Genomic DNA, 24,749 nt, shown 5'->3' on the forward strand with positions numbered 1-24,749 from the left:
ATGCACTTCGCCCAGCCGCACTGGTTAGTTATCGGTCTTCTTGCCTGTATCGGCCTGATCATTCTGTTTCGCTTCATGCACACAAGAAGGCAGGCGGCGCTGGAAAAATTTGCCGCCCATCAGCTCCTCGACCGGCTGACCCGTAATGTCTCGGCGGGCAGGAGGCGATATAAAAACATTCTTCTGCTGCTGGCGGTCTTCATGTGTTTTGCTGCACTGGCCCGTCCGCAGTATGGCTTCCAGTGGGTGGATATCAAGCGCAAAGGCATTGATCTGCTCTTTGCTCTTGATACCTCGAAAAGCATGCTGGCCGAGGATATTAAACCGAACCGCCTGAGAAGAGCCCATCTGGCGATACTCGATTTTGTCGAACAGCTGGAGGGGGACCGGGTCGGCCTCATGCCCTTTGCCGGTTCCGCCTACCTGATGTGCCCTCTGACCTTGGACTACAGCGCTTTTGCCGACTCTCTTGCCGCGGTGACAACAGACATTATTCCCCGGGGCGGCACCAATATTGCGGCGGTGATCGACACGGCGGCCCTGACCTTGAATAATGCGGCGAACCATAAAATTCTCATTATCTTAACCGATGGTGAGAATCTGCAGGGTGATGCGGTGAAGGCCGCGGAAGAGGCCGCCAAACAAGGCTTGACCATCTATACGGTTGGTGTCGGCACCAGCGAGGGCGAGCTCATTCCGCTGGCAGGCAAAAGTGGTCAGGGCTTTGTCAAAGACCGGCAGGGTAATTTTGTCACCTCCCGACTGGATGAAACAACACTCTCGGCTCTTGCCGAAAAAAGTAACGGTCTGTATGTTCCCCTTGGGCCGGCCGGGGAAGGTTTGGAGACCATCTATCAACAGAAACTCGCCCTTATCCCAAAAGAAGAACTGGCGGAACGGCGGCAAAAAGTCCCGCTGGAAAGGTTCGAATGGCCGCTTGCGGCCGCATTGGTATTCGTGGTTCTTGAGCTGCTTGTGGGAGAGAGGAAAAAGACCCGCTCCCTGTCTTTTTTAATAAACATAGGCCGCATAGGCCGCATCGGCAGGCGAGGAAAAAAAGTGACGGAAGTCGCTGTGATCCTCCTGCTGCTCAGCCTCGGCATCACCCCTGAGGCCTCCTGTTCCAGAGGCGAGGAAGCCTTTACTCGGGGAGACTATCTCCAGGCATCGGAATTTTACCGGGAAAAATTGCAGAAGGCTCCCAATGATCCACAGCTGTACTATAATTACGGTACAGCCACCTATAAAAACAATATGTTCGATGATGCCATTGACGCCTTCACCAAGGCGCTGAAAAGCGATGACGTCGAACTGCAGAAAAAGGCCTACTACAATAGAGGAAACAGCTACTACCAGAAAGGTGTGGAGGTGCAGCAGGCCGATCCTGATACCACCCTCAATCAGTGGAAACAGGCGATACGTTCCCTCGAATCGGCCCTGCAGCTCGATCCGGATGACGCCGATGCCAGGCACAACCACGATATCATCAAGAAGCGGCTGGAGGAGCTGGAAAAGCAACAACAGCAGCAAAAACAGCAGAACGAAGAGAATCACCAAGACCAACAGGACAAGGATAACAACCAGGAGCAGGACGAGAACGGAGAGAAAAAAGAACAGCAACAGAAGGGTGACTCCGAGTCGGACACAAACCAGCAGCAGGCAGAAGATGACCAGTCAAAGGCGAAGCAGAATGCAGGGGGCAATGAAAATGTCCCCGAGAAGCCGCAGGCTGCAGAAAATAGTGTCGGCAAAGAAGACCAGCCGGTCCCTGTAAATGAATCGGAAGAAAAGAACCAGCCGACAGACCAGGCGAACCAGGCAGAACCTGATGGACAGCGACAGCAACTCGGCAAGATGACTAGAGAAGAGGCGGAGAGTCTGCTCAACGCCCTGAAAAATGAGGAAGGCGAACTGAATTTCGTTCCGACCGATCGCGGAATCAATGGCAACCACCTAGATAAAGACTGGTAATGCGACAGCAACGACGACACATGCAGCATCTTTTTACCATAAACGGCATATGCGCCTTTGCGAGATTATTTTTTTGCGCCCCGGCCATCCTTACTCTCTGCCTGAGCATCCTTGGTCCCGGAACGTTGTCCGCCTCTGCTGCCGAGGTTTCCGTCGAGGCCTCGCTCAGCCACCAGTCATTTCCCCTGGACAAGGCGGCAAGATTGACCATAACGGTGACCGGCACCAGCCATAATGCCGATATTGCATTGCCGGAAATCGATGGCATTCGGCTGCATAATCGTGGTTCGTCAAGCCGGATCAGCGTGGTCAACGGCGCCGTCTCTTCCTCAATTTCCCATAACTACCTTGTCCAGGCGGAGAAACCCGGAGAATATACCATTCCGCCGATTACAGTAACCGCCGGTGGCGACTCGTTTTTTACAGAATCATTGCAGTTTCTAGTCACACCGACAGGGCAGCAGCCTCCCGGCAATGCCGACCAGGCCGAGCCGACAACAGACGAAATTGCCTTTCTGCGCATTTCCCAAGAATCCGGCAGCCATTATTCCGGCGAGATCGTTCCGTTGACCATAAAAGCCTATTTCACCCAGGCCTACCGTGCCGATATCAATTCGCTGCCGACCCTCAATGGCGACGGCGTTGTCATGTCACCGCTGCCGGACAAGCCGCAGCAGACGGAGGAATCGCTCAATGGCAGGATGTACCATGTCCTTACCTGGGACACCAGTCTCACCGGGATAAAAACCGGCGAACATGCTATACGTTTTTCCCTTGAGGCGACCCTGCTCATCCCCCAGAAACGCCGCAACCTTTCTCCTTTTGGCGGCAATAGCCTGTTTGACGATGCTTTTTTTAACGACCCCGCCCTGGACAGTTTTTTCGGCAGTCAGCAGCGCAAGCCGATCGTCTCGGTGAGCCCGGAGATTGTCTTTCATGTTCTCCCTCTGCCCTCTGAAAATCAGCCCGATACCTTTACCGGCGCCGTCGGGGAATTTGACTTCGATGTCACGGCAAAACCGGTCGAGGTAGAGGTCGGGGAACCGATCACCCTGACCATGGAAATCGTAGGCACGGGCAATTTTGACCGGGTGGAGGCGCCTGTTTTTCCGGAAAATGGCGACTGGAAAACCTACTCACCCACGGCAAATTTTGCCAAAACAGGCGACGGTTCCGCCGGCAGCAAGGTTTTTGAACAAGCCGTTGTCGCCAAAAGCGGCGCCGTAACGAGCATTCCGCCACTTTCCTTTAGTTATTTTGACCCCCGGGAAAAAAGGTATATCACCAAAAGCAGCAAGGCGGTGGCTATTTCTCTGCGGCAATCGGCCGTACCGACGATCGGCCAACCGCTGCAGGCACCAGCGCTGGGCCAACCGCCACAGCCACCGGCCAGCCAGCCCGGACCGGTGCCGGCGCTTAGCGGACTGGCACCGATCCACCTGGAGATCGGCAGCTCTTCGCATCGCATCGCGCCGCTGGTTACCAGCAGCTGGCTGCTGTCGGTGGCCGCCCTCTGTGTGCTCACCCTGGGGGTTCTTTTGGTCCTGAAACTCCGCCAGAAAAACATCGACAATCATCCGGAGAAAGAGCTGCACAGGCAGAAAAAACTCCTGCTTGACAATGACCTGAAAAAAGTTGAACAGGCCCAGGCGGCAGGAGACGGCAAGGCCTTTCTTACCCATGGCCGAACGGCCATCCAGAACCAGCTCGGCCTGCTGTGGCATATCGAACCGGCGGCGCTCAGTCTGGCTGATATCAGTAAACGACTGCCGGCGGATGCACCGCTTATTGCAATTTTCCGAGCCGCTGAAGAGGCTGCCTATGCTGGAGCCACCCTCAGTGACGAAAAAATGCACGACTACTTTCTTACCCTGAAAATGGAGCTGGAGAAGTTATTATGAACGGTGCAGCCTTTCGTTTGTTTTGTTTCCTGCCGCTGCTCCTCGTCCTTTTCCCGGCTACGGCGCTTTTTGGTGGTACAGCCGAAGAGAGTCTTTTCCAGGAGGCGAATAGGGCGTACAGCCGTGGCGATTATACCCAGGCCATTGAACAATACCGGCAGATAATCACCACAACGGGTTATTCACCATCGCTGCTCTACAATCTGGCCAACAGCTATGCACTCTCGGGACAACCAGGGCAGGCCGTTCTCAACTATGAAAGGGCCCTGCGGCTTGCCCCCTCGGATCCGGATATCTCCGGCAATCTCCAACTGGTGAAAAAAGAAAACGGCCTCTTTCCCAAAGAATCTTCCCGGACAGAGCGCTTCCTGCACCTGTTGAACCTGAACCAGTGGACCGTTCTGCTGTTGCTTTCCCTCATTCTGCTCACCATTTTTCAGGCGGCAGCGATGAAATACCGCTTTTCCAGACCAATGCACATCGGCGTCATGACAAGCTGCTGCCTGCTCCTCTGCCTGGCCATCGCCGGAACCCTGTTCCGCTATCATTCCTTTAATCCTTCGGTAGTGATTTCCCCGGATGCCAAGCTGCTTCTCTCGCCCTTTGCCTCCTCGGCGTCGATCGGCGCCCTGCAGGAGGGTCGACTGGTCTATCCGCAAAAAAGACACGGCGATTTCAGCTATGTGACCGATGAGACGGATCGGCAAGGCTGGATACCTTCCTCGCTGATGGAGCCGGTCTGTGCAACACCGGCAGGTGCGGATTCCTAAAAAAGAGCGTTCCGACGCCAACGCTGCCGGCTGGTGTTGTATCAGGAGAGACCGACAGGATGCACAGCGGCAGACAGATGGTCCTGTCTGCACTTATTGTATCGCAGCCGGTTCCTCCCAGCCGCCACCGAGAGCGAGATAGATTTGGCTGAGGGACAGGCGACGTTCAAACAGGCTGTCGACCTGCTCGGTTTCGGCGGCAAAGAGCTGCCGCTGGGCGTCAAGGACCTCGATGAAGCTGACCACCCCGGAGCGGTAGCGCAGTTCGGACAGGCGCAAGGCTTCACGGGCCGAGGCCACCCGGCGCTCCTGCACCGCCAGCAATACGCCGGCCTCCTGATAACTGGTCAGCGCCGTGGCAACTTCCGCCAGGGCCAGCAGCACAGTCCGGCGATAAACAATGACGGCCTGATCCAGCCTGGCCAGGGCGGTGGCATAATTATACCGATAAAACTTTCCGGCAAAAAGCGGCTGCAGGGCATCGGCGCCAAGCGAAGCGACCGTTGCCGCCCCGCCGGTCAGCACATCAGCTGCCTCCGTGCTGACTCTGCCAAAGAGGCCGGTAAGAGAAATGTTTGGAAAAAAGCGTGCCTTGGCCTCTCCCACCCTGGCGTTGGCGGCGACAAGCTGTTGTTCCGCGGCCCGGACGTCGGGCCTGCGTTCGAGCAGCCGGCTCGGCAAACCGGCCGGAACCGCTTCGGGCATCTCCGGAGCTGATATCATGTCGATGGTGATAGCGCCAGGAATGCGGCCGAGCAGGATGGACAAACCATTCTCCGAAGTGGCAATTTGCGTACGCAGACTGGGCAGTGATACCTCGGTTACCGCCAGGGCAACTTCCTGCTGCCGCACTTCGGCATCAGTGGCAATACCGGCTTTGGACAGCCGCTCAATGAGTTGCAGAGCGTCACGCTGGTTGGCGGCGGTTCGCGTTGCCACCTGATAGGCATCACGTTCGGCTACCAGTTGATAATAACGACCGGCGACATCGGCAATCAGCGAGGTGACCACCCCTCTGCGCGCATCCTCCGTGGCCATGAGCTCGGCCCTGGCCGCCTCACTGGCGCGGCGCAGGCGACCCCAGAGATCGAGCTGCCAGCTGACGGCAGCGCCACCGGTGAAGCTCGAAGCCAGCTGTTTGCCCTCCGGCCTGGCAATGGGCGAGGTGGTGAAACTCAAGCCCAGCTGCGGAAAAAGATCGGCACGCACCACTCCGGCGACTGCCTCGGCCTCACGCACCCTGGCCTCAGCCAGGAGAATATCCGGGGCGGCCGCCAGCGCCTCTTTGATGAGCCCCTGTACGGCCGGGTCGCCATAAACCGACTGCCAGTATAGATCGCCAAAGGAATCGGTCGTTACACCGTTTTCTTCGGTGCGAAAATTATCCGGTAACACCAGGTCCGGCCGCTGATAATCCGGCCCCAGAGCACAGCCGCTCTGCAGAGCAAGCAGCAGCGATAAGCAAATAACCTTGCTGAAGACAGGACGCATTTTCATGGGCGTCCCCCCTCTCCTGCCGCTGTCTTGTCGCTACTCCCGCCACTCCCGTTCCTTCTGCCAATACGCCCGACCAGCCGTTCAATAGCAACATACAGCACCGGTACCATGAAGATGGCGATAAAGGTTGCGGTAAACATGCCGGAGAATACGGTGATGCCCATGACCTTCTGGGCCGCAGCGCCGGCACCGCCCTTGACGATCAGCGGAATCACCCCGAGCAGAAAGGCCATCGAGGTCATGATAATCGGGCGTAATCGCAGCTTACCGGCGGCCAGGGCCGCCTCTTCCAGCGAATTTCCCTGTTCATACTTCATCTTGGCAAACTCGACGATGAGGATGGCATTCTTGGCAGCCAGGCCAATGAGCAGGATGAGTCCGATCTGGGCGTAGATATTGTTGGTCTGGCTGGTGAGCCACAAACCGCTCATCGCCCCGAATACCCCCAGCGGGACGGCAAAAAGAATGGCGAAAGGCACCGACCAGCTTTCGTATAAAGCCGCCAGGAACAGGAAGACAAAGGTCAGGGCGAGGGCGAAGACTACGGGCGCCTGCCCTGCCGATTCCTTTTCCTGCAGACTGATCCCCGACCATTCATACCCATAGCCTGGCGGCAGAACCTTCGCCGCGGTTTGCTCCATGGCCTTGATCGCGTCGCCTGAGCTGTAACCGGGCCCCGGTTCGCCGCTGATCTCCGCCGTCCGGAACAGGTTATAGCGCTCAATGGTATTGGGCGAGACGACCGACACCGGTGTCACCAAGGTTGATAAAGGAATCATCTTGCCCCCGGCACTGCGCACATGAAAAACGCCGACTCCATTGATGTCACTGCGGAATTCTGGTTCCGCCTGCATGGTCACTTTATAGGTGCGGCCAAAGCGCGAGAAGTCATTGACATTGACGCCGCCGAGAAAGGTCTGCAGCGCCATGGTCACATCGTTGATCGGTACGCCGAGTTTCTTGGCCTTTTCCCGGTCGAGCTCAAGGCGGTAGGCAGGCGTCCGGGGGTTGAATTTACTGTACACCTGGCCTAGCTCCGGACGTTTATTCGCCTCGCTGATCAGCTCGCCGGCAACCCTGGCCAGGTCGGCGGGGGTGCCGCCGCTGCGATCCTGCAGTTTGAAGGAGAACCCTCCGGTTGATCCCAGTCCGGGGATCGGCGGCGGATTGAAGACCATCACCAGCGCCTCGGGCAGCTTGCCGGCCCCGGTCATAACGCCCTGCATGGTCGCCTTGAGACTCATTTCCGGCCTGGTCCGTTCTTCCCAGGGGAGCAGTTCGGCGACAAAAAGTGCCGCATCGGGTTGGGTGGATCCGGTGAGGATGCTGTAACCGTTGATCACCAGGGTGCGGTCAATTGCCGGCTGGGCATCGAGGATCTTCTGTAGTTGTGCGCTCACCGCCATGGTCCGATTCAACGAGGAGGCATCCGGCATCACCACCGTCCCGAGAAAATACCCTTGATCCTCCGGAGGCACGAAGGCGCCCGGAACTTTTTGCATAATGCCACCGGCCGCAACGATGACAACGGCCAGCAGGCCAAGGGCCAGAAAAAGACGTTTGATCGCCCGCTGTACACCGCGGCCATAAGCCCCGGTGACCGTTTCAAACCAGCGGTTGAAGGCGCCGAACAAACGACCTGCCCCCCGCTGTCCGGCGTCAGGGTCTTTATGGCGCAGCAGCAGGGTGCACAGCGCCGGGGTCAGCGACAGGGCAACGAAGGCCGACAGCATGGTCGAAACAGCGACGGTGACGGCGAACTGTTTGTACATTACCCCGGCCATGCCGCCGAGAAAGGCCACCGGGACAAAAACCGCCGCCAGGATAAGGGCGATGGCCACCACCGGGCCGGAGACCTCTTCCATCGCTTTCAACGTCGCGTCACGCGGCGACAGGCCCTGGGCCATATGATGCTCCACTGCCTCAACGACGACGATCGCATCATCGACGACGATACCTATGGCCAGCACCATGGCGAACATGGTCAGGGTATTAATGGTGAAGCCGAGCAGCACAAAGGCGGCAAAGGTGCCGACCAGCGAGACCGGCACCGCCAGCATCGGAATGAGTGTCGCCCGCCAGCTCTGCAGAAACAGAAAAACCACCACCAGCACCAGCGCCAACGCTTCAAAGAAGGTATGGACCACCGACTCGAGGGAGGCCTCGACAAAGACGGTGTTGTCGTGGACGATGGCATACTCCAGATCAGGCGGAAAACTCCCGGCAAGCTCGGCAAGATTTTCCTGGATGAGCCGGGAGGTTTCCATCGCGCTGCCGTCCGGGGTCAGGTTGATGGAAAAGGCCGCCGCGGGTTTACCGTTATAGCGGCTGGAAAAATTGTAGTCCTTGGCCCCGAGCTCAACCCGTGCCACATCCTTGATCCTGATGAAGCTGCCGTCCGGCAGAGCACGGATAATTATATTGGCAAATTCTTCCGGCTCGGACAAACGCCCCCGTACCTGCACGCTGTACTGGAACTGCTGATTCTCCGGGGCCGGCATCTGGCCGACCTGGCCGGCCGGCGCCTGGACGTTCTGTTCCTGAATAGCCCGGAAGACATCGGTCGAGGTCAGCCCTAAGGTCGCCATCCGGTTGGGGTGCAGCCATACCCGCATGCCGAATTCGGCGCCGAACAACTGGACATCCCCCACTCCCTTGACACGCTTGATGCTCTCGACGATATTGATCGCCGCATAGTTGGTCAGGAACAGCTCATCGTAGGTATTCTGCGGCGAGTGCAGGGCGATATACATCAAGGTGTCCGGCGTGGTCTTCTTGGTCGTTACCCCATTGGACATGACGTCGGCGGGCAGCTGGGCATTGGCCTGGGAGGCACGGTTCTGCACCTGTACCGAAGCGATATCCGGATCCATCGCCAGGTCAAAGGTGACATTCAGGCTATACGATCCGTTTCCTGCCGAGTTGGAGGTCATGTAGGTCATGCCCTCAACGCCGTTGACCTGGGCTTCAATGGGCAGGGCAATTGCTTCCTCGACAACCCCGGCATTGGCGCCGGGATAGAAGGCGGAGACCAGGATGGTCGGCAGGGTAATCTGCGGGTATTGCGCTATAGGCAGGCTCAAACCGGCAATAGTGCCGGCCAGAAGGAGAATGAGGGAGGTGACAATAGCAAAAATCGGTCGATTGATGAAAAACCTTGCCATGTCGCCTCTCCGTTAGTTGCCAATCAACGATTGGTCAATGGGCACGGGGGTGACCACCATGCCTGGTCTGGCCTTCTGCAGGCCTTCGACAACGATACGCTCACCGTCCGTCAGACCCTTCTCCACCAGCCAGAGTTCCCCTATCCGGGGACCAAGTCTGACCGGTCGCAGTTCCGCCTTGTTGCCTGGACCAATGATCGTGACAAAGTATTTTCCCAAGGTCTCGGTTATCGCCTTCTGAGGTACTAAAATGGCCGCATCGATCTCGTCGTAGTACACCCGAACCCGGCTGTTCATCCCGGGCAGCAGCAGGTTGTCGGGGTTGGTGAAAGCCGCACGCAGGGTTAAAGTGCCGGTGGTCGGATTGACCGTCGGCTCTATGTAATCGATACGCCCCTTCTCCGAATAGATCCGACCATCCGCCAAGACCAGTTCCACCCCCTGTCCTGCTGCATCGGCATGCCCTGCCTGCCGACGGCTCTCGGTGCGCCGGGTGTAGGCCAGGTAATCGTTCTCGGAGATGCTGAAATACACCACGATCGGGTTCAGGGTCGATACCGTCGCCAACACAGTCTGTCCGGCCGAGACGAGGGCACCGACCTCCACCTTCTGCAGACCGATGCGTCCGGACAGTGGCGATCTGACCCGGGTGTAATCGAGGTCGAGCTGAGCCCGTCCAACTTCTGCTTTCCGGCTGTCGACGACAGCCTGCTGCTCAGCCGCCTGGGCCACGGTCTGGTCATAGACCTGTCGTGGGATGGCGTTATCCGGCAACAGCGGTTTGTAGCGTTCCACGTCCTGCCGTACCCGGGCAAGAGACGCCCGGGCCTGGGCGAGACCGGCCCGGGCATTGGCCAGGGCCGTCTCATAGGGTGCCGGGTCAATGACGAAGAGCAGGTCGCCTTCCTGAACTTCCTGGCCGGGTTTGAAGGTCATCTCCATCAGGTTGCCGCTGACCCGGGCGCGCAGATCCACCTCACGAAAGGCACGAATCTCCCCGACAATGTCGAGAGACAATCTGGCCGGCTGCGCGCTGATATGCATCACGGTTACCTCCGGCCCTGGCGATACAGCGGTCTGAGCGCCTAAAGCCTGTTTCCCGTATGCCGTCAGAAAAAATGACAGGAGAAAGCAGGCGACTATGCAGGAAGGCCTGATCGGTATCATCTTCATGGAATATCCTTCTGATTTCGTGACCAGCCGGTCAATCCTAAGAGGGATTGAATATGAGCGTCTCTATTTTTTACCCTTATTTATGGTTACAAGGCTGCTTGTCGTAATTCAAGCGAAAAAATGAGGACCAAGGAATTTATTATGTTTTGCACTGTTTTTTCTTCCGCCACGATCACCTAAGCGTGTGGCGAAACTCGGTAAGTCCGGCTACCGCCTCGTCAATATTTTCGGAGGACAACTCCAGCTGATACCGATAGTCACGCATGCTCTTGCTGTATCGTTTATCGTAGTAATCGACCAGCAGGATACGCACCAGCTCGTGTAATTGGCCATTTCTCAGCAGCAGACACATCTGCTCCACCTGCCCCTGTCCCATATTCTGCCTGAGGGATTTGAGGATATTTTCGATGCGGTTCTGCATTGCCGTATCAGTCACCGGATAGTCCTCGATGATGCGGTTGATTCTCGTCTCAAGACGGCAATCAACCTTGACCAGCACCGCCTCCTGCATGGCCAGGGCCAGGGGCCGGGGGATGAAGACCCTGCCGATCTTGCGGCTCTCCCCTTCAATGAAATACGGCTCTTTGCCGAGGGCGCCGATAATGTGCACCAGCCTGCTTTCGAAGGTCCGCTGATTGCTCGGGGTTCGATCGAGTCCACCAAAAAGAGAACTGCGATGTTCGGCAAGGTCTTCCAGATCGATGGCCGAGGCCAGTTTCTGCAGGATGCGGGTTTTACCCGAGCCGGTCAGGCCGTGGATGACTATCAGTTTTGGCTGGAAATTCTCCAGACGATCGAGGATATTCTGGCGATAGGTTTTATACCCTCCTTCCAGCTGAAAGGCCTGATAGCCGGATTGCACGAGGAGATTGACGACCGACAGCGAGCGCATGCCTCCTCTGGCACAGAAGACGGTGATGGTTTTCGAGGTAAAGGGTTGAAAGGCTCCGAGCAGCTCGGATAATTTCTTTTTTACGTAGTCAAAGCCCTTGTCGACAGCCTGCTCGTGGCCGCCATGCCGGTAAATGGTGCCGATAACACTGCGCTCATCGTCATCAAAGAGCGGAACGTTGATCGCCCCGGGGATGGTCCCGGCGAAAAATTCCCCGGCGGAACGGACATCAATGATCTGGTGGCCGCCGGCCAGCGCTTCATCGAGCTGTATCTGCCGGGAAGACCGGCCAAGGATTGTCGAACGACACAGATCTCTTTGCACTCCCTCTCCTTTTTTTTCCTCTGCCATTGCATCTTTCATGGTTATAAATTACCCGCCAGATACTGGACAATGGCCACCGCACTGAGCGTCGCCGTCTCCGCCCGCAGTATCCTGTCCCCCAGCCCCACGGTACGCCAGCCAAGCAGCCGTGCCTCGTCGACCTCCTGCCGGGTAAAGCCGCCCTCCGGGCCAAGCATCAGAGCTAGCGAGGACGCCTGGGAGATTTCTCCAATATCATGGAGATGGGTAGTTTTTTCCTCTTCCCAGAACAGCAGCCGGAGAATATCTTTGTCTGCCGCTTTTGTCGTGAGTGATGCGGTATAGCCGGCGGGGGCGTCGATGTGGAGTGTCTGCAGACGCAGGCACTGTTTGCAGGCCGCCAGGGCGATACGCTGCCAGCGCTCATGTTTTTTCCGGCCCTGTACCGGATCAAGTTTTCCCTGACACCTGGAACTCTGAAAAGGAATCATCCCGGTCACCCCCAGCTCGGTACATTTCTGCACCACGGTGTCCATCTTCTCTCCTTTCAGGATGCTCTGCCACACCCAGAGCGATTTTTCTGCATCTGTGGCCCTTGAGACAATGCCTCGTATATCGGCCTGCACCTGGCGTCCGACGGCAGTGATAACCGCCTGGTACACCGCCCCCAGACCGTCAAGAAGCTCTACTGTATCGCCCTGTTTCAGCCGTAACACCTTGGTTATATGGCGGGATTCCTCTTCGGAGAGAAAAACGCTATCACCGTTACGCAAAGACGGATCGAAAAAAAAACGTCGCATCGACTTGTTTTTATCCTCTGTTATTATCCTCTGTTATCATTCTCCAGTGACTGCTCTCACTTACTGGAAAAACGCAGCGCCGCCCACTCCTCCCGAGTTTCCTGCCCTGACAGCTGCAGCCCTTTGGCGGTAAAAACGTTTGTTATATTCGCCACCTGTTCACCTGCCAGTATGCCGGAAAGAATCAGTGAGCCGCCGCCGGCGAGCATCCGGATCAGATCGTCCGCCATGCCGACCAAGACATCATGGACAATATTGGCGACGACGATTCCATACGGTTCGGCCAGTGAGGCAAGGGGGACGAGGCTTACCTGCATAGCCTCCTGCAGCCCATTCCTGCGTACATTCTCTTTTGCCGCCGAAACCGCCTCCGGGTCGTTGTCTATACCGAGGACAGCCCTGGCGCCGAAAAGCACCGCCGCCATGCCGAGAATCCCCGTACCGGTGCCGACATCAAGCAGGGTAACACCGCTTTTTTCCGCGAGCGTCCCTCGAATAAACTCCAGAGAAAGACTGGTCGTGGCATGGTGGCCGGTACCAAAGGCCATCCCCGGATCCATAGTGATCACCGCCTCGCCGCCAGCCGGTCGGTATTCCTCCCAGGTCGGGGCAATGACCAGCCCGGGGACTATGGTAAAAGGTTTGAAATGTTCTTTCCAGTTTTTCCCCCAGTCTTCCTCGTCAATCATGCTCGAGGACAGTGACGGCGTGGAAACATGAAAAATTTCAGCCAGCTCGGACAGATAAGTCGATACCCTGTGGAGAATGGTATCCACCTCATCCGGGCTGAGATTTGCTTTGTCCAGGTAGCCGTTTACCGTCCCATACAAAAGCTCATCCCGGGCACCCGTCTCCACCCCCGCCTCGATCACGCCGATCAGAAAATCACTGATCGGCTCCACCAGCCGGGGATCAGTTGTGATGGTGATCTTTAACCATTTGTTATCGATACCATTCCCTTGCGCATGTTTCGTCAATTCCTTCACCTTATTTTTCGCACCTTGATTCTCTCAGGCAACAGTTTTTCATATGACAAATGGTTCAGTTCACACTACTATAGTTGAATGGCGTCGTAAAAACTCTTCATCTTGTTCGTTTTTTCAATTTTTCTATCATTACGACGTACTTCAGTACGCCGAAATAATAGAAAAATTGCACGCCTCCAATATGAAGCTTTTTACTTATCCATCGGAAGTCGAAGTTTTAACGAGTTTGTCAATACAGAGTCTGCATTGAATCCGATCACAATTTCAAATAGTATCGACCATCTCATCGCCTGTTCTGACTGCGACACACTCCTCAATCGGGCGGAAGTTCCCGCCGGACATTCACTCATCTGCCCCCGTTGCGGCAAGACAATAAGCAGGAGAAACAGGGATTCAATCTTAAAAACACTGGCTCTCAGTATCGCCGGTCTGCTCCTCTACCTGCCGGCCATTCTCCTGCCTCTCATGACCATGAAATCCTTTGGTTTCAGCGACTCGGCAAACATCCTCGAGTCGGTCGTGAATTTTTACTGCAATGACTATTACTTTGTCTCGTTCATGGTGCTGATCTCGGCGGTTGTCTTTCCCTTGCTGCTCCTTACCTCGATCTTTGTCATTTCTCTCCAGCTCTCCCGACAACAGTATCCCTCGTACCTGCCGAGGCTGTTTCGCACCTATCTGCACCTGGAAGAGTGGGCGATGGTTGAAGTCTATCTTCTCGGCATCCTGATAACGATCATAAAAATGGGGACCAGCGCGGAGATATTTTATCATACGGGGATCTTCTGCTTTACCGGGCTGGTTCTGCTCACCCTGACTATTACATCAATCATCGATAAGGAGGACTTCTGGCAGGCCATCGACCAGAAGGGCGAGAAAAAGCCAGGCGAACCGGCTGTCCGCCGCCGGCCAGACCATGGTGGGCCTGTCACCGCCGCCGGCCACGGCCTGATCCTCTGCCATATCTGCCATAAACTGTCGCCGACCGCCCTGGAAGGGGAGCGATGTCCACGCTGCAAGGAGATGCTGCATACCAGAAAGCCGTTCAGTATTTCCAGAACCTGGGCTTTGCTGCTCACCTCGGCGATTTTTCTTGCTCCGGCGAATCTGTTACCGATCATGCGGGTCGATTTCATGGGCGTTCCCGATCGATCGACAATCATTGATGGTATCATCTATTTTTTTCGGCATGATGCCTACGTAATCGGCCTGATCATTTTTACCGCCTCGGTTCTCGTTCCCGTCTTCAAAATAGTCGGTATCGCCATACTCCTGCTTTCCAACCGGCCCTGCGATGTATATCTGCTGCGACAGAAGGCGAGGATGTTTCGCTTCATCTCTTTTATCGGCAGATGGTCGATGCTGGATATTTTTGTCATTGCCCTGCTCACCGTCCTTGTTGATTTTGGTTTTTTTACTTCAATACATATCGCACCGGCCGCCACCTATTTCTGCATTGTCGTTGCCTCGACCATGTTCGCGGTGATTACCTTTGATCCGCGGATAATCTGGGATAAATGCAGCATCAGCGAAACAGTAATTACCGATCGGATCACTCGAAATGCTTCCCGGCCTCGGCAATAAGCAGCTAAAGGCCATCGTGAAAATGGACCAGGATATCATTGATAATCTTGCTGACGATACCCTGTTCTGGATCGTCCGTCCGCAACTGTCGGCAAGATCGGTCGAGGGCCTTGACACCACCCTGTCCGGGAGCTTTAAAGGCCTACAGATCGGCACTGGTGTCTGTTACCGAAAAATCGAGATAGGTAAGGCGAAACGCTTATTGCCAACCGGTCGAAAATTATGGTAAAGAACAGAATTTTACCTGACCAATACTGACACTGCCACCCCGGCAGAATCGATGCACCAGATCTTTTGCTGAAGGAGAAATCATGATCAAAAAAATCGTCTTGCGTGATGATGAGATGCCCACCCAATGGTACAACGTTGTTCCGGATCTGCCAAACGGTGTCAAACCGCCACTTGATCCGGAAACCAAGCAACCCATGGGCCCGGAGAAGCTGGCCGCGATTTTCCCCATGGGCCTCCTCGAACAGGAGATGTCCACCGAGCGATTTATCGATATTCCCGAGGAGGTCCTCGATATCCTGAAAATCTGGCGTCCTTCTCCCTTAGTCAGGGCGACAAGCCTGGAGAAGGCCCTGAAGACGAAAGCCAAGATATTTTTTAAAAACGAAGGCGTCTCTCCGGTCGGCTCGCACAAAACCAATAGTGCCGTCGCCCAGGCCTACTACAACAAACAGGAAGGCGTCAAACGTCTGACCACTGAAACCGGCGCGGGACAGTGGGGCAGTGCCCTGGCCTTCGCCACCAGTAAATTCGGCATTGAGTGCACGGTGTATATGGTTCGCGTCTCCTTTGACCAGAAACCGTACCGCAAATCGATCATGCATACCTATGGCGCCCAGGTTATCGCCAGCCCTAGCAAGGAGACGAGATCCGGTCGGATGATTCTGGAAAAAATGCCCAATACCGCCGGTTCTCTGGGTATTGCTATCTCTGAGGCGCTGGAGGATGCCTCGACCAGAGACGACACGAAATATGCCCTTGGTTCGGTGCTGAACCACGTTATCCTGCACCAGTCAATTATCGGTCTGGAAGCCAAAAAACAGATGGAGATTGCCGGAGAATACCCGGATGTCATCATCGGTTGCTGTGGCGGCGGGTCAAATTTTGCCGGCCTGGCCAGTCCCTATATCCCCGATTTTCTCGAAGGGAAAAAGATCCGTTTTGTCGGCACCGAGCCGGCATCATGCCCGACGCTGACTGCGGGAAAACTCGCCTATGATTATGGCGATGTGGCCCAGACCACCCCGCTTTTGTATATGTACACCCTGGGACACGACTTCATTCCTCCGGGAATCCATGCCGGGGGGCTGCGCTACCACGGTATGTCCCCCATCGTTTCCGCCATGGTCCGGGAAAATATCGTTGAGCCGATCAAGCTGCATCAGCTCGAATGTTTTGAGGCCGGGGTACTGTTTGCCAAAACGGAAGGGATCATCCCCGCGCCGGAGACATGCCATGCCATTCGCGGGGCCATTATCGAGGCCACCCGTGATCTCAATGACCCGAAAACCATTCTGTTTAATTTTTCAGGTCACGGCCTGATCGACATGGGCTCTTACGACAAGTACTATGCAGGTCAACTGCATGACTATGACTATCCCACAGAAGAGATCGCCAAGTCCATTGCCAATCTGCCGAGGATTTAGCCCGTTCTCTGTACAATGCAGACAGCCTGAACAAGGTCCATCAAACCGGAGAGCCGGGCTGATGGACCTTGACCGGCAGCGGTATCTCGCCTGGCAACACCTGCCGGGCACTTGCAAAAACCTGGGAGATTATTATTTTCATAGAACACACGGTGATAAACTGGTAAAAAGTCGGATTTCAAGATGGCATAATAAAAACCTCACTACCGGCCGAAACATGCTTGTTCCCAAACCCCATCACCTCATCTACGGCAGCCTCAGGGATTATCTGACCGGGGAAGAACTGACCGACACCGACGACGAACGTATTCGGCAGGATCTCAGCCGCATGATGGTTGAAGAAAAGGGCTATGCCAGAGAATTGCTCACCCCACGCTTGAAGATTGAAACTCTTTTTTCCAGGTGTTTTGTCATCTCGACCATTGAACTGACTGTTACCCTGTACGATAAACAGTTCATGATCATTCGTTACGGTCCGGGTTCTCTCGTCAGTCGAGAGAGGCCGGCTATTGCCGCCGCCAGAGTCATCAACCCGGAATACATTATTCCCCTTGCCGTTGTGACAAACGGCAGGGATGGTGAACTGCTGGACACAACAACCGGCAAAATTCTCGAATATGGCTTAGACGCTATTCCCGATCATGCTGCAGCCGAAAAGATGTTTGCCGATCTGCTGTTCCTTCCCCCGCCTGAAGCCACGCGCAGGGAGCGTGAACTGCGCATCCTCAATGCCTTCGATGTCGAACGGTGTTGTTTTTAATACCTGCACTCCTTTCACGGGTATTGTAAAAGACACCCCAAAGGGCTACTATAGTACTTCCTAAACTGACAACGTAAAACTTACCCAACCATCGACTCCTGACCCAATCACCAAATACATACATTTTCAATCCTCCGAGGGAATTATCATGCCGACAGTACAGAAGAACTGGACCAAATCAAGCTGGCAAAATTTCACCGCCCTGCAGCAGCCTAGCTGGCCGGAACAGGCCGCCGTGGACAAAGTACTGACGAATTTAGCTACCCTTCCCCCTCTCGTCTTTGCCGGGGAGATACGTTCCTTAAAACAGCTGTTGGCCAAAGCGGTGACCGGAGACGCCTTTTTACTGCAGGGGGGAGATTGCTCGGAAAACTTTGCCCAGGTTACCGCGCCAAATATCCGCGAAACCCTGAAAGTCTTACTGCAGATGGCGGTAATCCTCACCTACGCCGGCGGTAAACCGGTGATTAAGGTGGGCAGAATTGCCGGACAATTTGCCAAACCACGCTCCTCCGACACCGAGATTATCGACGGCGTTGAACTGCCGTCCTATCGGGGGGACATGGTCAATACCGCGGCTTTCACGGCGGAATCCCGCAAGCCCAATCCCAAATTCATGCTCAAAGGCTACAACATGGCCGCTTCCACCCTGAACCTGCTGCGCGCCTTTACCCGTGGCGGTTATGGTTCGCTGCAGAGGGTGCAGGCATGGAACCAGGAGTTTGTCGCACACTCGCCCATGGGACGGTCCTATGATCGGTTAGCCAAGCAGATCAGCCATGCCATCAGATTCATGGAGACCATCGGCATTTCCTCGGAAACGCCACAGATTAATCAGACCCAGCTGTTTACCTCCCATGAAGCGCTGCTCCTGCAGTACGAAGAAGCCTTGACCCGCATGGATACCATAACCGGTGACTGGTACGATTGTTCAGCGCATATGCTGTGGATCGGCGAGCGTACCCGGCAGGTGGATGGCGCGCACATCGAATTTTTACGCGGCGTACATAATCCGATTGGCCTAAAACTCGGTCCCACCTACGATATCGATGATGTGAAACGCATTATCGAGATCATCAATCCTGATAACGACCCGGGACGACTGACCATAATCACCCGGCTGGGCATGAAAAAAGTCGAGAAGGCGCTGCCGCCGCTGCTGCGGGAAATGAAAAAAGAGGGTTTTAACATCGTCTGGAGCTGCGATCCGATGCATGCCAACACCTATACCGCCAAATCCGGTCATAAGACAAGGAATTTTAATGATATTCTCTCGGAGATAACCTGTTTTTTCGAAACCCATTGGTCGGAAGGCACCATCCCCGGAGGTATCCATCTGGAGATGACCGGGGACAACGTCACGGAATGTACCGGCGGTGCACATAACATCGGCGACGAGGAACTCTCCGACAAGTATCTGACCAGCTGTGACCCCCGCCTGAATGCGGAACAGAGCCTAGAGGTGGCATTCCAGATAGCCGATATGATCCGCAGCTGACCGACGGCTCCGCTCCTTTCTTCTCGTACAACGGGCGGCAAGCCTCCTAGAGACTTGCCGCCCATTCTTCAAGATTACATTTCAGTAATCTTTCTTGACGGTATTTTTTTCACGTTTACTATTCTCCAGAGAAACAGAACCGAAGTGTTGTCTTCATTTTCGGATCGGAACGCAGTCACACTGCACAGTCGCACTGCCAGCCGATTTTTAACTGACTTTTCCATCAGCATCCAATCAGGAGTCTTGATCTAACCCCGGAAAACGGGAAAATAAGCCGGGATAAGTGCCTTGGTAGTCACTTTAAGTTCTTAATTTCAAAGCCGTCTCCAGGTTTCTTGTTATTTATGATAGCCTTCCTGGAGTAAGGCACTAAAGGAGAATGCGCATGAACATTACAAAAGTACCCTTCCCTGTTCCAGGGATCCTCACCCTTCTGGTGCTCTGTCTGACGCTCATTGGCGGGCAGTCGTATGCCCAAACCAGCCCAAACGACGATATGGCCATCCTCGACAGGTCTTCAAAGGCCTTTGTCAATGTCGTTAAAAAGGCCAAACCTGCCGTAGTCAATATCAAGGTGGAAAAAACGACCACGAGTCGTTCTCCCGGCATCCTGACCCCTGAAGATATGTTTAATCACCCCTTTTTCGATCAGTTTTTCGGGCCGGGTTTTCGCCAACAACAGCCAAAACCGAGAGAATACAAACAACACGGCCAGGGCTCCGGATTTATCATCAGCAAGGACGGTTTTATCCTGACCAATAATCATGTGGTTGACGGAGCCGACACGATCAAGGTCACCCTTTCCGATGATCGGGATTTCGAGGCCAGGGTTGTCGGTACGGATCCTCAGACGGATGTCGCGCTGTTGAAGATTGAGGATCCGGCCAACCTGCCCGTCCTGCCGCTCGGAGATTCCGCCAACCTCGAGGCCGGGGAGTGGGTTATCGCTATCGGTAATCCTTTTGGCCTCAGCCAGACCGTTACCATCGGCGTCGTCAGCGCGACCGGACGGTCGAGCGTCGGCATAAGCGATTATGAAAACTTCATCCAGACCGACGCGGCCATCAATCCGGGCAACAGCGGCGGACCGCTCATTAATGGCCGGGGTGAGGTCGTCGGCATCAATACCGCCCTCTACTCAAGGACCGGCGGCTATATGGGCATCGGCTTTGCCATCCCTATCAATATGGTCAAATCCATTGAAGATCAGCTGCAGCGCGAAGGCAAGGTCACCCGCGGCTGGCTTGGGGTGGTTATCCAGAACGTCGATAAGGATCTGGCCGAATCCTTCGGCCTGAAAAAAGCCGGTGGTATCCTCATCAGTGAGGTGCAAAAAGATTCTCCGGCCGGTGCCGCCGGTATGAAGCAGGGGGATGTTATCCTGAAGCTGAACGATGTCGATCTCATTGACGTCTCCGATCTGCGCAACAGAGTGGCTCTCCTGAAACCCGGCACGAAGGCAATGTTCGACATTATGCGTGACGGCAGGCCAAAGAAGGTGCAGGTCTCTATCGGGGAACAGCCATCTGATTTCGGTAAAGCAGGCCCGGGCTCCAGTGGTGATCAATCCATGGAGCAGTATGGCCTCACACTGCAGGAGCTCACTCCGGAACTTGCCAAGAAATTTGAATATGAACAGGACAGCGGGCTGATTATAAGTGACGTTGCCTCCGGCAGCGCGGCGGAAGCGGCGGGTCTCAAACCGGGTCAGCTGGTGGAAGAGGTGAACAGAGCAAGGATCACGAACCTGAAGGATCTGCAAAACGTCTTGAAACAATCAAATTCCGACAAGGTCCTGCTGCGGATCCGCTCGGGCAATTATTCAACCTATATCGTGCTGTCAGCGAAATAATCCATGCAGCAAGGTCGCGTTCTTCGCTGTCCGATCAGGCGGAGAGCGCGGCCTTATCTTGCGGATGCACCGGATTTTCGGCAATCTCGAGTCGACGGGCAATGGCTATCCGCTCAAATATCTTTATGATCACCGGCAGCTTGGTAAAGTCCTCGGTGGAAATTCTTCTTAAAACGACATCTGTTTTCGCCACAACCGTGGCTGTCCGTTTTTGCTCTTTGCCGAAATAGGCCATTTCGCCAAAGATCGTTCCGGCCTCCATGGTGGCAAGGAGTTCGTTGTGGCTGTTAAAAGCTTCCGTCGTGCCACTGTCCAGATAGTATATCCCATCGGGAACACTGTCTATTTTTATTATAGTGTCACCTTTTTTAGACCACTGCAGCTTGAAATATCGCTCCCATTTGGTGTCGACCACCAGGGCGTGATAAAAACTGGAGTCCAGGGCTCGCAAAAGTTCTTTTGACAGATGGAACAATCGTTCGCCAAGGGAATCCCGGCTCTTTTCCATCAACTTCATTCCCCGCTGATCGAAATCTTCCGCCGGAAAAGGTGTTTCACGTATATATTCAAGGATCCGCTCGGTACCGACATCTTCCCGACCGGTCAGCTCCTTGAAAAAATTCTGTGCGACAAGGAGTTCTTCCCGAACCCGGGGAAAATCCGGTTCGACACCAAGAAGGAGATTACCGCTGAAAAATTCCATCGCCGCATTTTTCATCCGGTTAAATTTGCGCAGTTCCGCTTCATCCACCTCTGGCGGACAATTCTGGATGCCCGGCTTATAGAGGGTGAAAATATTCATCGGGTGCAGAACACTTGTCAGGCTGATCTTGGCTATGGTTACCAGCAAGTCGTCAAACCCTTTCTGATAGCGTGCAACCTCCCGATCCATCAGCAGATGGGTGCCGAAGTGGCCACAAAGTTCCTCTAGACGATTGGCAACGGCAAAGCTGGAACCGAATTTGGCCATTCTGGTGCCAAGTTGCGCTTCGGTTATCCGGCCAAGCAGAATGCCCATTCTGGTTGGCGCCAGACGTTCCTCGGCAGTGGCCTCAGCCATTCTCAGAGCTGCCTGCAGTGCCCGGGTACAGATACCGGCGCGCCCTTCCCCCGGACGCTTGTCAAAAACGACCAGACAGCCATCTCCGGCAGAAGGTTCGATGTCCAGGGGTTGATTTTCTTCCCGGCAGATGAGATCATGGATCTTCCCGTGATAGTCGGTGAGAAAATCACGGATTTCCTCCGGGGTCATCCCCGAGGATTTTCGCGAATACCTGACCATGTCGGTCATCAGAATAACAACTTCTCTTTCCGGCCCGTTCTTTGGTTTGTTTTCAGATCCCTCGGGAGACATCAGCTGTCTTTAAACCTCTATTGAACACATTGGTGAAGGATACGATACCCGCAGCTCAGCAAGGCTCTCTGTCACTACTCAGTTTATCCAGCCGATAAAGACAAGAGCTGCGATGACGGCGACAAAAAACAGGGCAATCTTGACGTTTACCGAGTTATCTTCGTGGTGATCATGATGCGAATCGGACATAATTCTACTCCCTTTGATGTTTATTTTAGTAATTTTATCAGGTAATTCACCCAAACACAACATCCATAAGCTCTGACAGATTTGCTACACCGATTAATTCAATTCCCGGCTGCCAGGTTATCCGCTCCTTATTGCTTCTCGGCAGCACAAAACGGGAAAAACCTAACCGATGGGCTTCGCGAATGCGCACATCGACATGGCCTATGGCCCGAACTTCTCCGGCCAGACCGACCTCGCCGCACACCACCGTGGTGGAGGATATCGGTTTTTCCAGCAGGCTTGAGGCCAAAGCGCAGATCACCCCGAGATCAAGGGCCGGTTCATCAATACGCATGCCGCCGGCAATATTGAGAAAGATATCATTGCCGTACATGTCCAGGCCACCCTTTTTTTCGAGCACCGCACAGAGCAGAGACAGCCGCTGCTGGTCGGCGCCTATGGCCGTGCGCCTGGCCGTACCCAGGTTGGTCGGACTGACCAGGGCCTGGACCTCGACCAGAATAGGCCGCGTTCCTTCAACGCTTGGCAGTACCACCGAGCCCGGTTCGTTCAACGGCCGCTCGGCCAGAAAAATCTCCGACGGGTTACTCACCTGGACCAGCCCTTCTTCCTTCATTTCAAAGACGCCGATCTCGTTGGTAGAGCCAAAACGGTTCTTCACCGTCCGCAGGATGCGAAAGGCATGGCTGCGATCTCCCTCAAAGTAGAGCACCGTGTCGACCATATGCTCCAGCACCTTCGGCCCGGCGATGGCACCATCCTTGGTCACATGCCCGACCAGGACGACCGGAATATTCTCTTTCTTGGCCATGCCGAGCAGCTTATATGCCGACTCCCGTACCTGGGTGACCGACCCGGGAGAAGAGGATATCTCCGCACAGGTGAGGGTCTGGATGGAATCGACGGCGAGCAGGCTCGGCCGCATCGCACAGGTCATGGCGATGATATGCTCGACCACGTTCTCCGTCGCCAGAAACTGTTCCGGATGAATGGCGCCAAGCCGCCTGGCGCGCATCTTGATCTGCCGGGCCGACTCTTCGCCGGAGACATAGAGGACCTTCTTGCCATCCTCGGCTATTGCGGCGAGAAGATGGAGAAGCAGGGTCGATTTACCGATTCCCGGTTCCCCGCCGATCAACACCACCGAGCCCGGCACTATGCCGCCGCCGAGAACCCGGTCGAGTTCGTCGATATGCGTGCTGATCCGTTCCTCGTCCCCATCGGGGGCCAGATACAGCGGCTGCGGCTGGGCCAGGGAACCTTTTACCGGGATATGCGGATTAATAATCTCCTCAACCAGACTCTCCCATTCGCCGCATTCGGGACAGCGGCCAAGCCACTTGCCGCTCTGATAGCCACACTGCCGGCAGACAAAAACCGGCCGGTTCTGCTTTTTGCTCAGTATATTCATAATATGAAGTTTTTTACTTAGCCATCCTGTAATCCGACTTTTTATGAGTTTATCAATGTTGTGTTTTCCGTTGAAAATACATCCGTTTTCAGCCTTTACATGCAGTCGAAATGCTCTATACTTTCCTGCACCCGGTAGAGAGATCGTCAAAACCGTAAAAACATACCCGTTATACCAGTAAATACCATGCAAAAGCAACTCCATGTAACAGCCCATGCCGCCGAATGGATACCGCTGTCTACCTCATTTTCCCTGATGATCCGCCGAAAAAGGCTCTTTGGCTGGAGCTTTCTTCTTTTTCTGATAACCATTGCCCTTACCTGGATCGGCTTTCAGTTTACCGTCGATTTCATCGATCAATGGACCGGAAATTTTGTTGCCACTGCCCCGGCAGCTGAGGGGGTGCTCGGATGGATCAAGCACAAAGGCTGGCTGGTCGGCAGCTGGCTGTTTCTCATTGTCTCGAGGATAGTCGCCTTTTATCTCGCTTTTCTCTTCGCCTACAGCTTCTCCACTCCCGGCTATGTCTTCCTCAGTACAGCTGCGGAAAAGCTCCATGCCGGCACGCATTTCGACGCCGAGGCAAACTTTTCCGTGGTCGGTTTTTTTTCCGACATCTTCGAGGGTATAAAAATTGCCATTTTCGGCATGTTTGTCACCCTTGTCGCCCTCTTTGTTAATTTCATTCCGGGAATAGGTCAGGTGATCGTCCTGCTCCTGTATACCTACTATTCGGCCCTGATGTTCATCGATTATCCGGCCTCACGGCGTGGCTGGTCACTGGGCAGAAAACTTCGCTGGCTGCGCAGGCACCGCAGCCCTGCTTTCCGCCTGGGCGTTCTGCCCGCCCTGGTCAGTATGATCCCTTTCGTCAACATCTTCGCTATCGCCCTGCTCTTTCCCTTGCTCACTGTACACACCACCTTGAATTTTTCGGCCATTGAACGTGCCAACAGACCATCCACTCCCTCTTTTTAACGGATACTTTT

The 24,749-nt window shown here is 54.9% G+C and carries 18 protein-coding genes; 10 read left to right on the forward strand and 8 right to left on the reverse strand.

Translation table 11 applies throughout. The annotated features are described in order from the left end of the window. From ACYQ8U_RS17480 to ACYQ8U_RS17490, 3 genes are read left to right on the forward strand one after another with little or no spacing between them, the layout of a single operon-like run. Positions 1–1,971, forward strand: coding sequence for a vWA domain-containing protein (locus ACYQ8U_RS17480; protein WP_459946849.1), 1,971 nt, complete (start codon positions 1–3; stop codon positions 1,969–1,971). Further along, on the forward strand, positions 1,971–3,872 hold the full coding sequence (locus ACYQ8U_RS17485; protein ID WP_459946850.1) for a BatD family protein: 1,902 nt from the start codon (positions 1,971–1,973) through the stop codon (positions 3,870–3,872). The genes ACYQ8U_RS17480 and ACYQ8U_RS17485 overlap by 1 nt, the downstream gene beginning before the upstream one ends. Then, positions 3,869–4,642, forward strand: coding sequence for a tetratricopeptide repeat protein (locus tag ACYQ8U_RS17490; protein ID WP_459946851.1), 774 nt, complete (start codon positions 3,869–3,871; stop codon positions 4,640–4,642). The genes ACYQ8U_RS17485 and ACYQ8U_RS17490 overlap by 4 nt, the downstream gene beginning before the upstream one ends. 93 nt (positions 4,643–4,735) lie before the next feature. Here the strand turns inward: ACYQ8U_RS17490 and ACYQ8U_RS17495 are convergent, their stop codons facing one another. From ACYQ8U_RS17495 to prmA, 6 genes are all read right to left on the reverse strand, one after another. Beyond that, positions 4,736–6,139: an efflux transporter outer membrane subunit gene (locus ACYQ8U_RS17495; protein ID WP_459946852.1), complete on the reverse strand. Its 1,404-nt coding sequence runs from the start codon at positions 6,137–6,139 to the stop codon at positions 4,736–4,738. Further along, on the reverse strand, positions 6,136–9,303 hold the full coding sequence (locus ACYQ8U_RS17500; protein WP_459946853.1) for an efflux RND transporter permease subunit: 3,168 nt from the start codon (positions 9,301–9,303) through the stop codon (positions 6,136–6,138). Before ACYQ8U_RS17500 ends, ACYQ8U_RS17495 begins: the two co-directional genes overlap by 4 nt. A gap of 12 nt (positions 9,304–9,315) precedes the next feature. Next, a complete protein-coding gene (locus ACYQ8U_RS17505; RefSeq protein WP_459946854.1) occupies positions 9,316–10,476 on the reverse strand; it encodes an efflux RND transporter periplasmic adaptor subunit in 1,161 nt (386 codons plus the stop codon). Between the two features lie 172 nt (positions 10,477–10,648). Then, on the reverse strand, positions 10,649–11,692 hold the full coding sequence (gene mnmH / locus ACYQ8U_RS17510; protein ID WP_459946855.1) for a tRNA 2-selenouridine(34) synthase MnmH: 1,044 nt from the start codon (positions 11,690–11,692) through the stop codon (positions 10,649–10,651). Positions 11,693–11,733: 41 nt separating this feature from the next. Continuing rightward, a complete protein-coding gene (locus ACYQ8U_RS17515) occupies positions 11,734–12,471 on the reverse strand; it encodes a 16S rRNA (uracil(1498)-N(3))-methyltransferase (RefSeq protein WP_459946856.1) in 738 nt (245 codons plus the stop codon). Between the two features lie 56 nt (positions 12,472–12,527). Beyond that, on the reverse strand, positions 12,528–13,448 hold the full coding sequence (gene prmA, locus ACYQ8U_RS17520; protein ID WP_459946857.1) for a 50S ribosomal protein L11 methyltransferase: 921 nt from the start codon (positions 13,446–13,448) through the stop codon (positions 12,528–12,530). Between the two features lie 255 nt (positions 13,449–13,703). On the opposite strand from prmA, the gene ACYQ8U_RS17525 reads away from it, so the two are divergent. From ACYQ8U_RS17525 to ACYQ8U_RS17550, 6 genes are all read left to right on the forward strand, one after another. Then, entirely contained in the window at positions 13,704–15,041 is a 1,338-nt protein-coding gene (locus tag ACYQ8U_RS17525) for a paraquat-inducible protein A (RefSeq protein WP_459946858.1), read from the forward strand. After that, the gene (locus ACYQ8U_RS17530; RefSeq protein ID WP_459946859.1) at positions 15,019–15,270 is read left to right on the forward strand and encodes a hypothetical protein; all 252 of its coding nucleotides are present in this window, start codon (positions 15,019–15,021) and stop codon (positions 15,268–15,270) included. Before ACYQ8U_RS17525 ends, ACYQ8U_RS17530 begins: the two co-directional genes overlap by 23 nt. Positions 15,271–15,352: 82 nt before the next feature. Further along, the gene (locus ACYQ8U_RS17535; RefSeq protein ID WP_459946860.1) at positions 15,353–16,696 is read left to right on the forward strand and encodes a TrpB-like pyridoxal phosphate-dependent enzyme; all 1,344 of its coding nucleotides are present in this window, start codon (positions 15,353–15,355) and stop codon (positions 16,694–16,696) included. A 61-nt stretch (positions 16,697–16,757) separates the two neighbouring features. Then, a complete protein-coding gene (locus ACYQ8U_RS17540; protein WP_459946861.1) occupies positions 16,758–17,456 on the forward strand; it encodes a type I restriction enzyme HsdR N-terminal domain-containing protein in 699 nt (232 codons plus the stop codon). A gap of 148 nt (positions 17,457–17,604) precedes the next feature. Further along, positions 17,605–18,954 carry a class II 3-deoxy-7-phosphoheptulonate synthase gene (locus tag ACYQ8U_RS17545; protein ID WP_459946862.1) on the forward strand — a complete coding sequence of 450 codons (1,350 nt, stop codon included), beginning with the start codon at positions 17,605–17,607 and terminating at the stop codon, positions 18,952–18,954. A gap of 385 nt (positions 18,955–19,339) precedes the next feature. After that, positions 19,340–20,806, forward strand: a complete 1,467-nt coding sequence (locus ACYQ8U_RS17550) for a DegQ family serine endoprotease (RefSeq protein WP_459946863.1) — start codon at positions 19,340–19,342, stop codon at positions 20,804–20,806. Between the two features lie 34 nt (positions 20,807–20,840). Here ACYQ8U_RS17550 and ACYQ8U_RS17555 read toward each other — a convergent pair whose 3' ends face one another. Beyond that, positions 20,841–22,160: a cyclic nucleotide-binding domain-containing protein gene (locus tag ACYQ8U_RS17555; RefSeq protein WP_459946864.1), complete on the reverse strand. Its 1,320-nt coding sequence runs from the start codon at positions 22,158–22,160 to the stop codon at positions 20,841–20,843. A gap of 235 nt (positions 22,161–22,395) precedes the next feature. Next, positions 22,396–23,760 (reverse strand): DNA repair protein RadA, encoded by a 1,365-nt coding sequence (radA, locus tag ACYQ8U_RS17560; protein ID WP_459946865.1) that lies wholly within the window; start codon positions 23,758–23,760, stop codon positions 22,396–22,398. Positions 23,761–23,946: 186 nt separating this feature from the next. Here radA and ACYQ8U_RS17565 point away from each other — a divergent pair, with 186 nt between their 5' ends. Then, positions 23,947–24,738 (forward strand): EI24 domain-containing protein, encoded by a 792-nt coding sequence (locus ACYQ8U_RS17565; protein WP_459946866.1) that lies wholly within the window; start codon positions 23,947–23,949, stop codon positions 24,736–24,738. Positions 24,739–24,749 lie beyond the last annotated feature (11 nt).

The sequence above is a fragment of the Desulfocastanea catecholica genome (assembly GCF_054657295.1).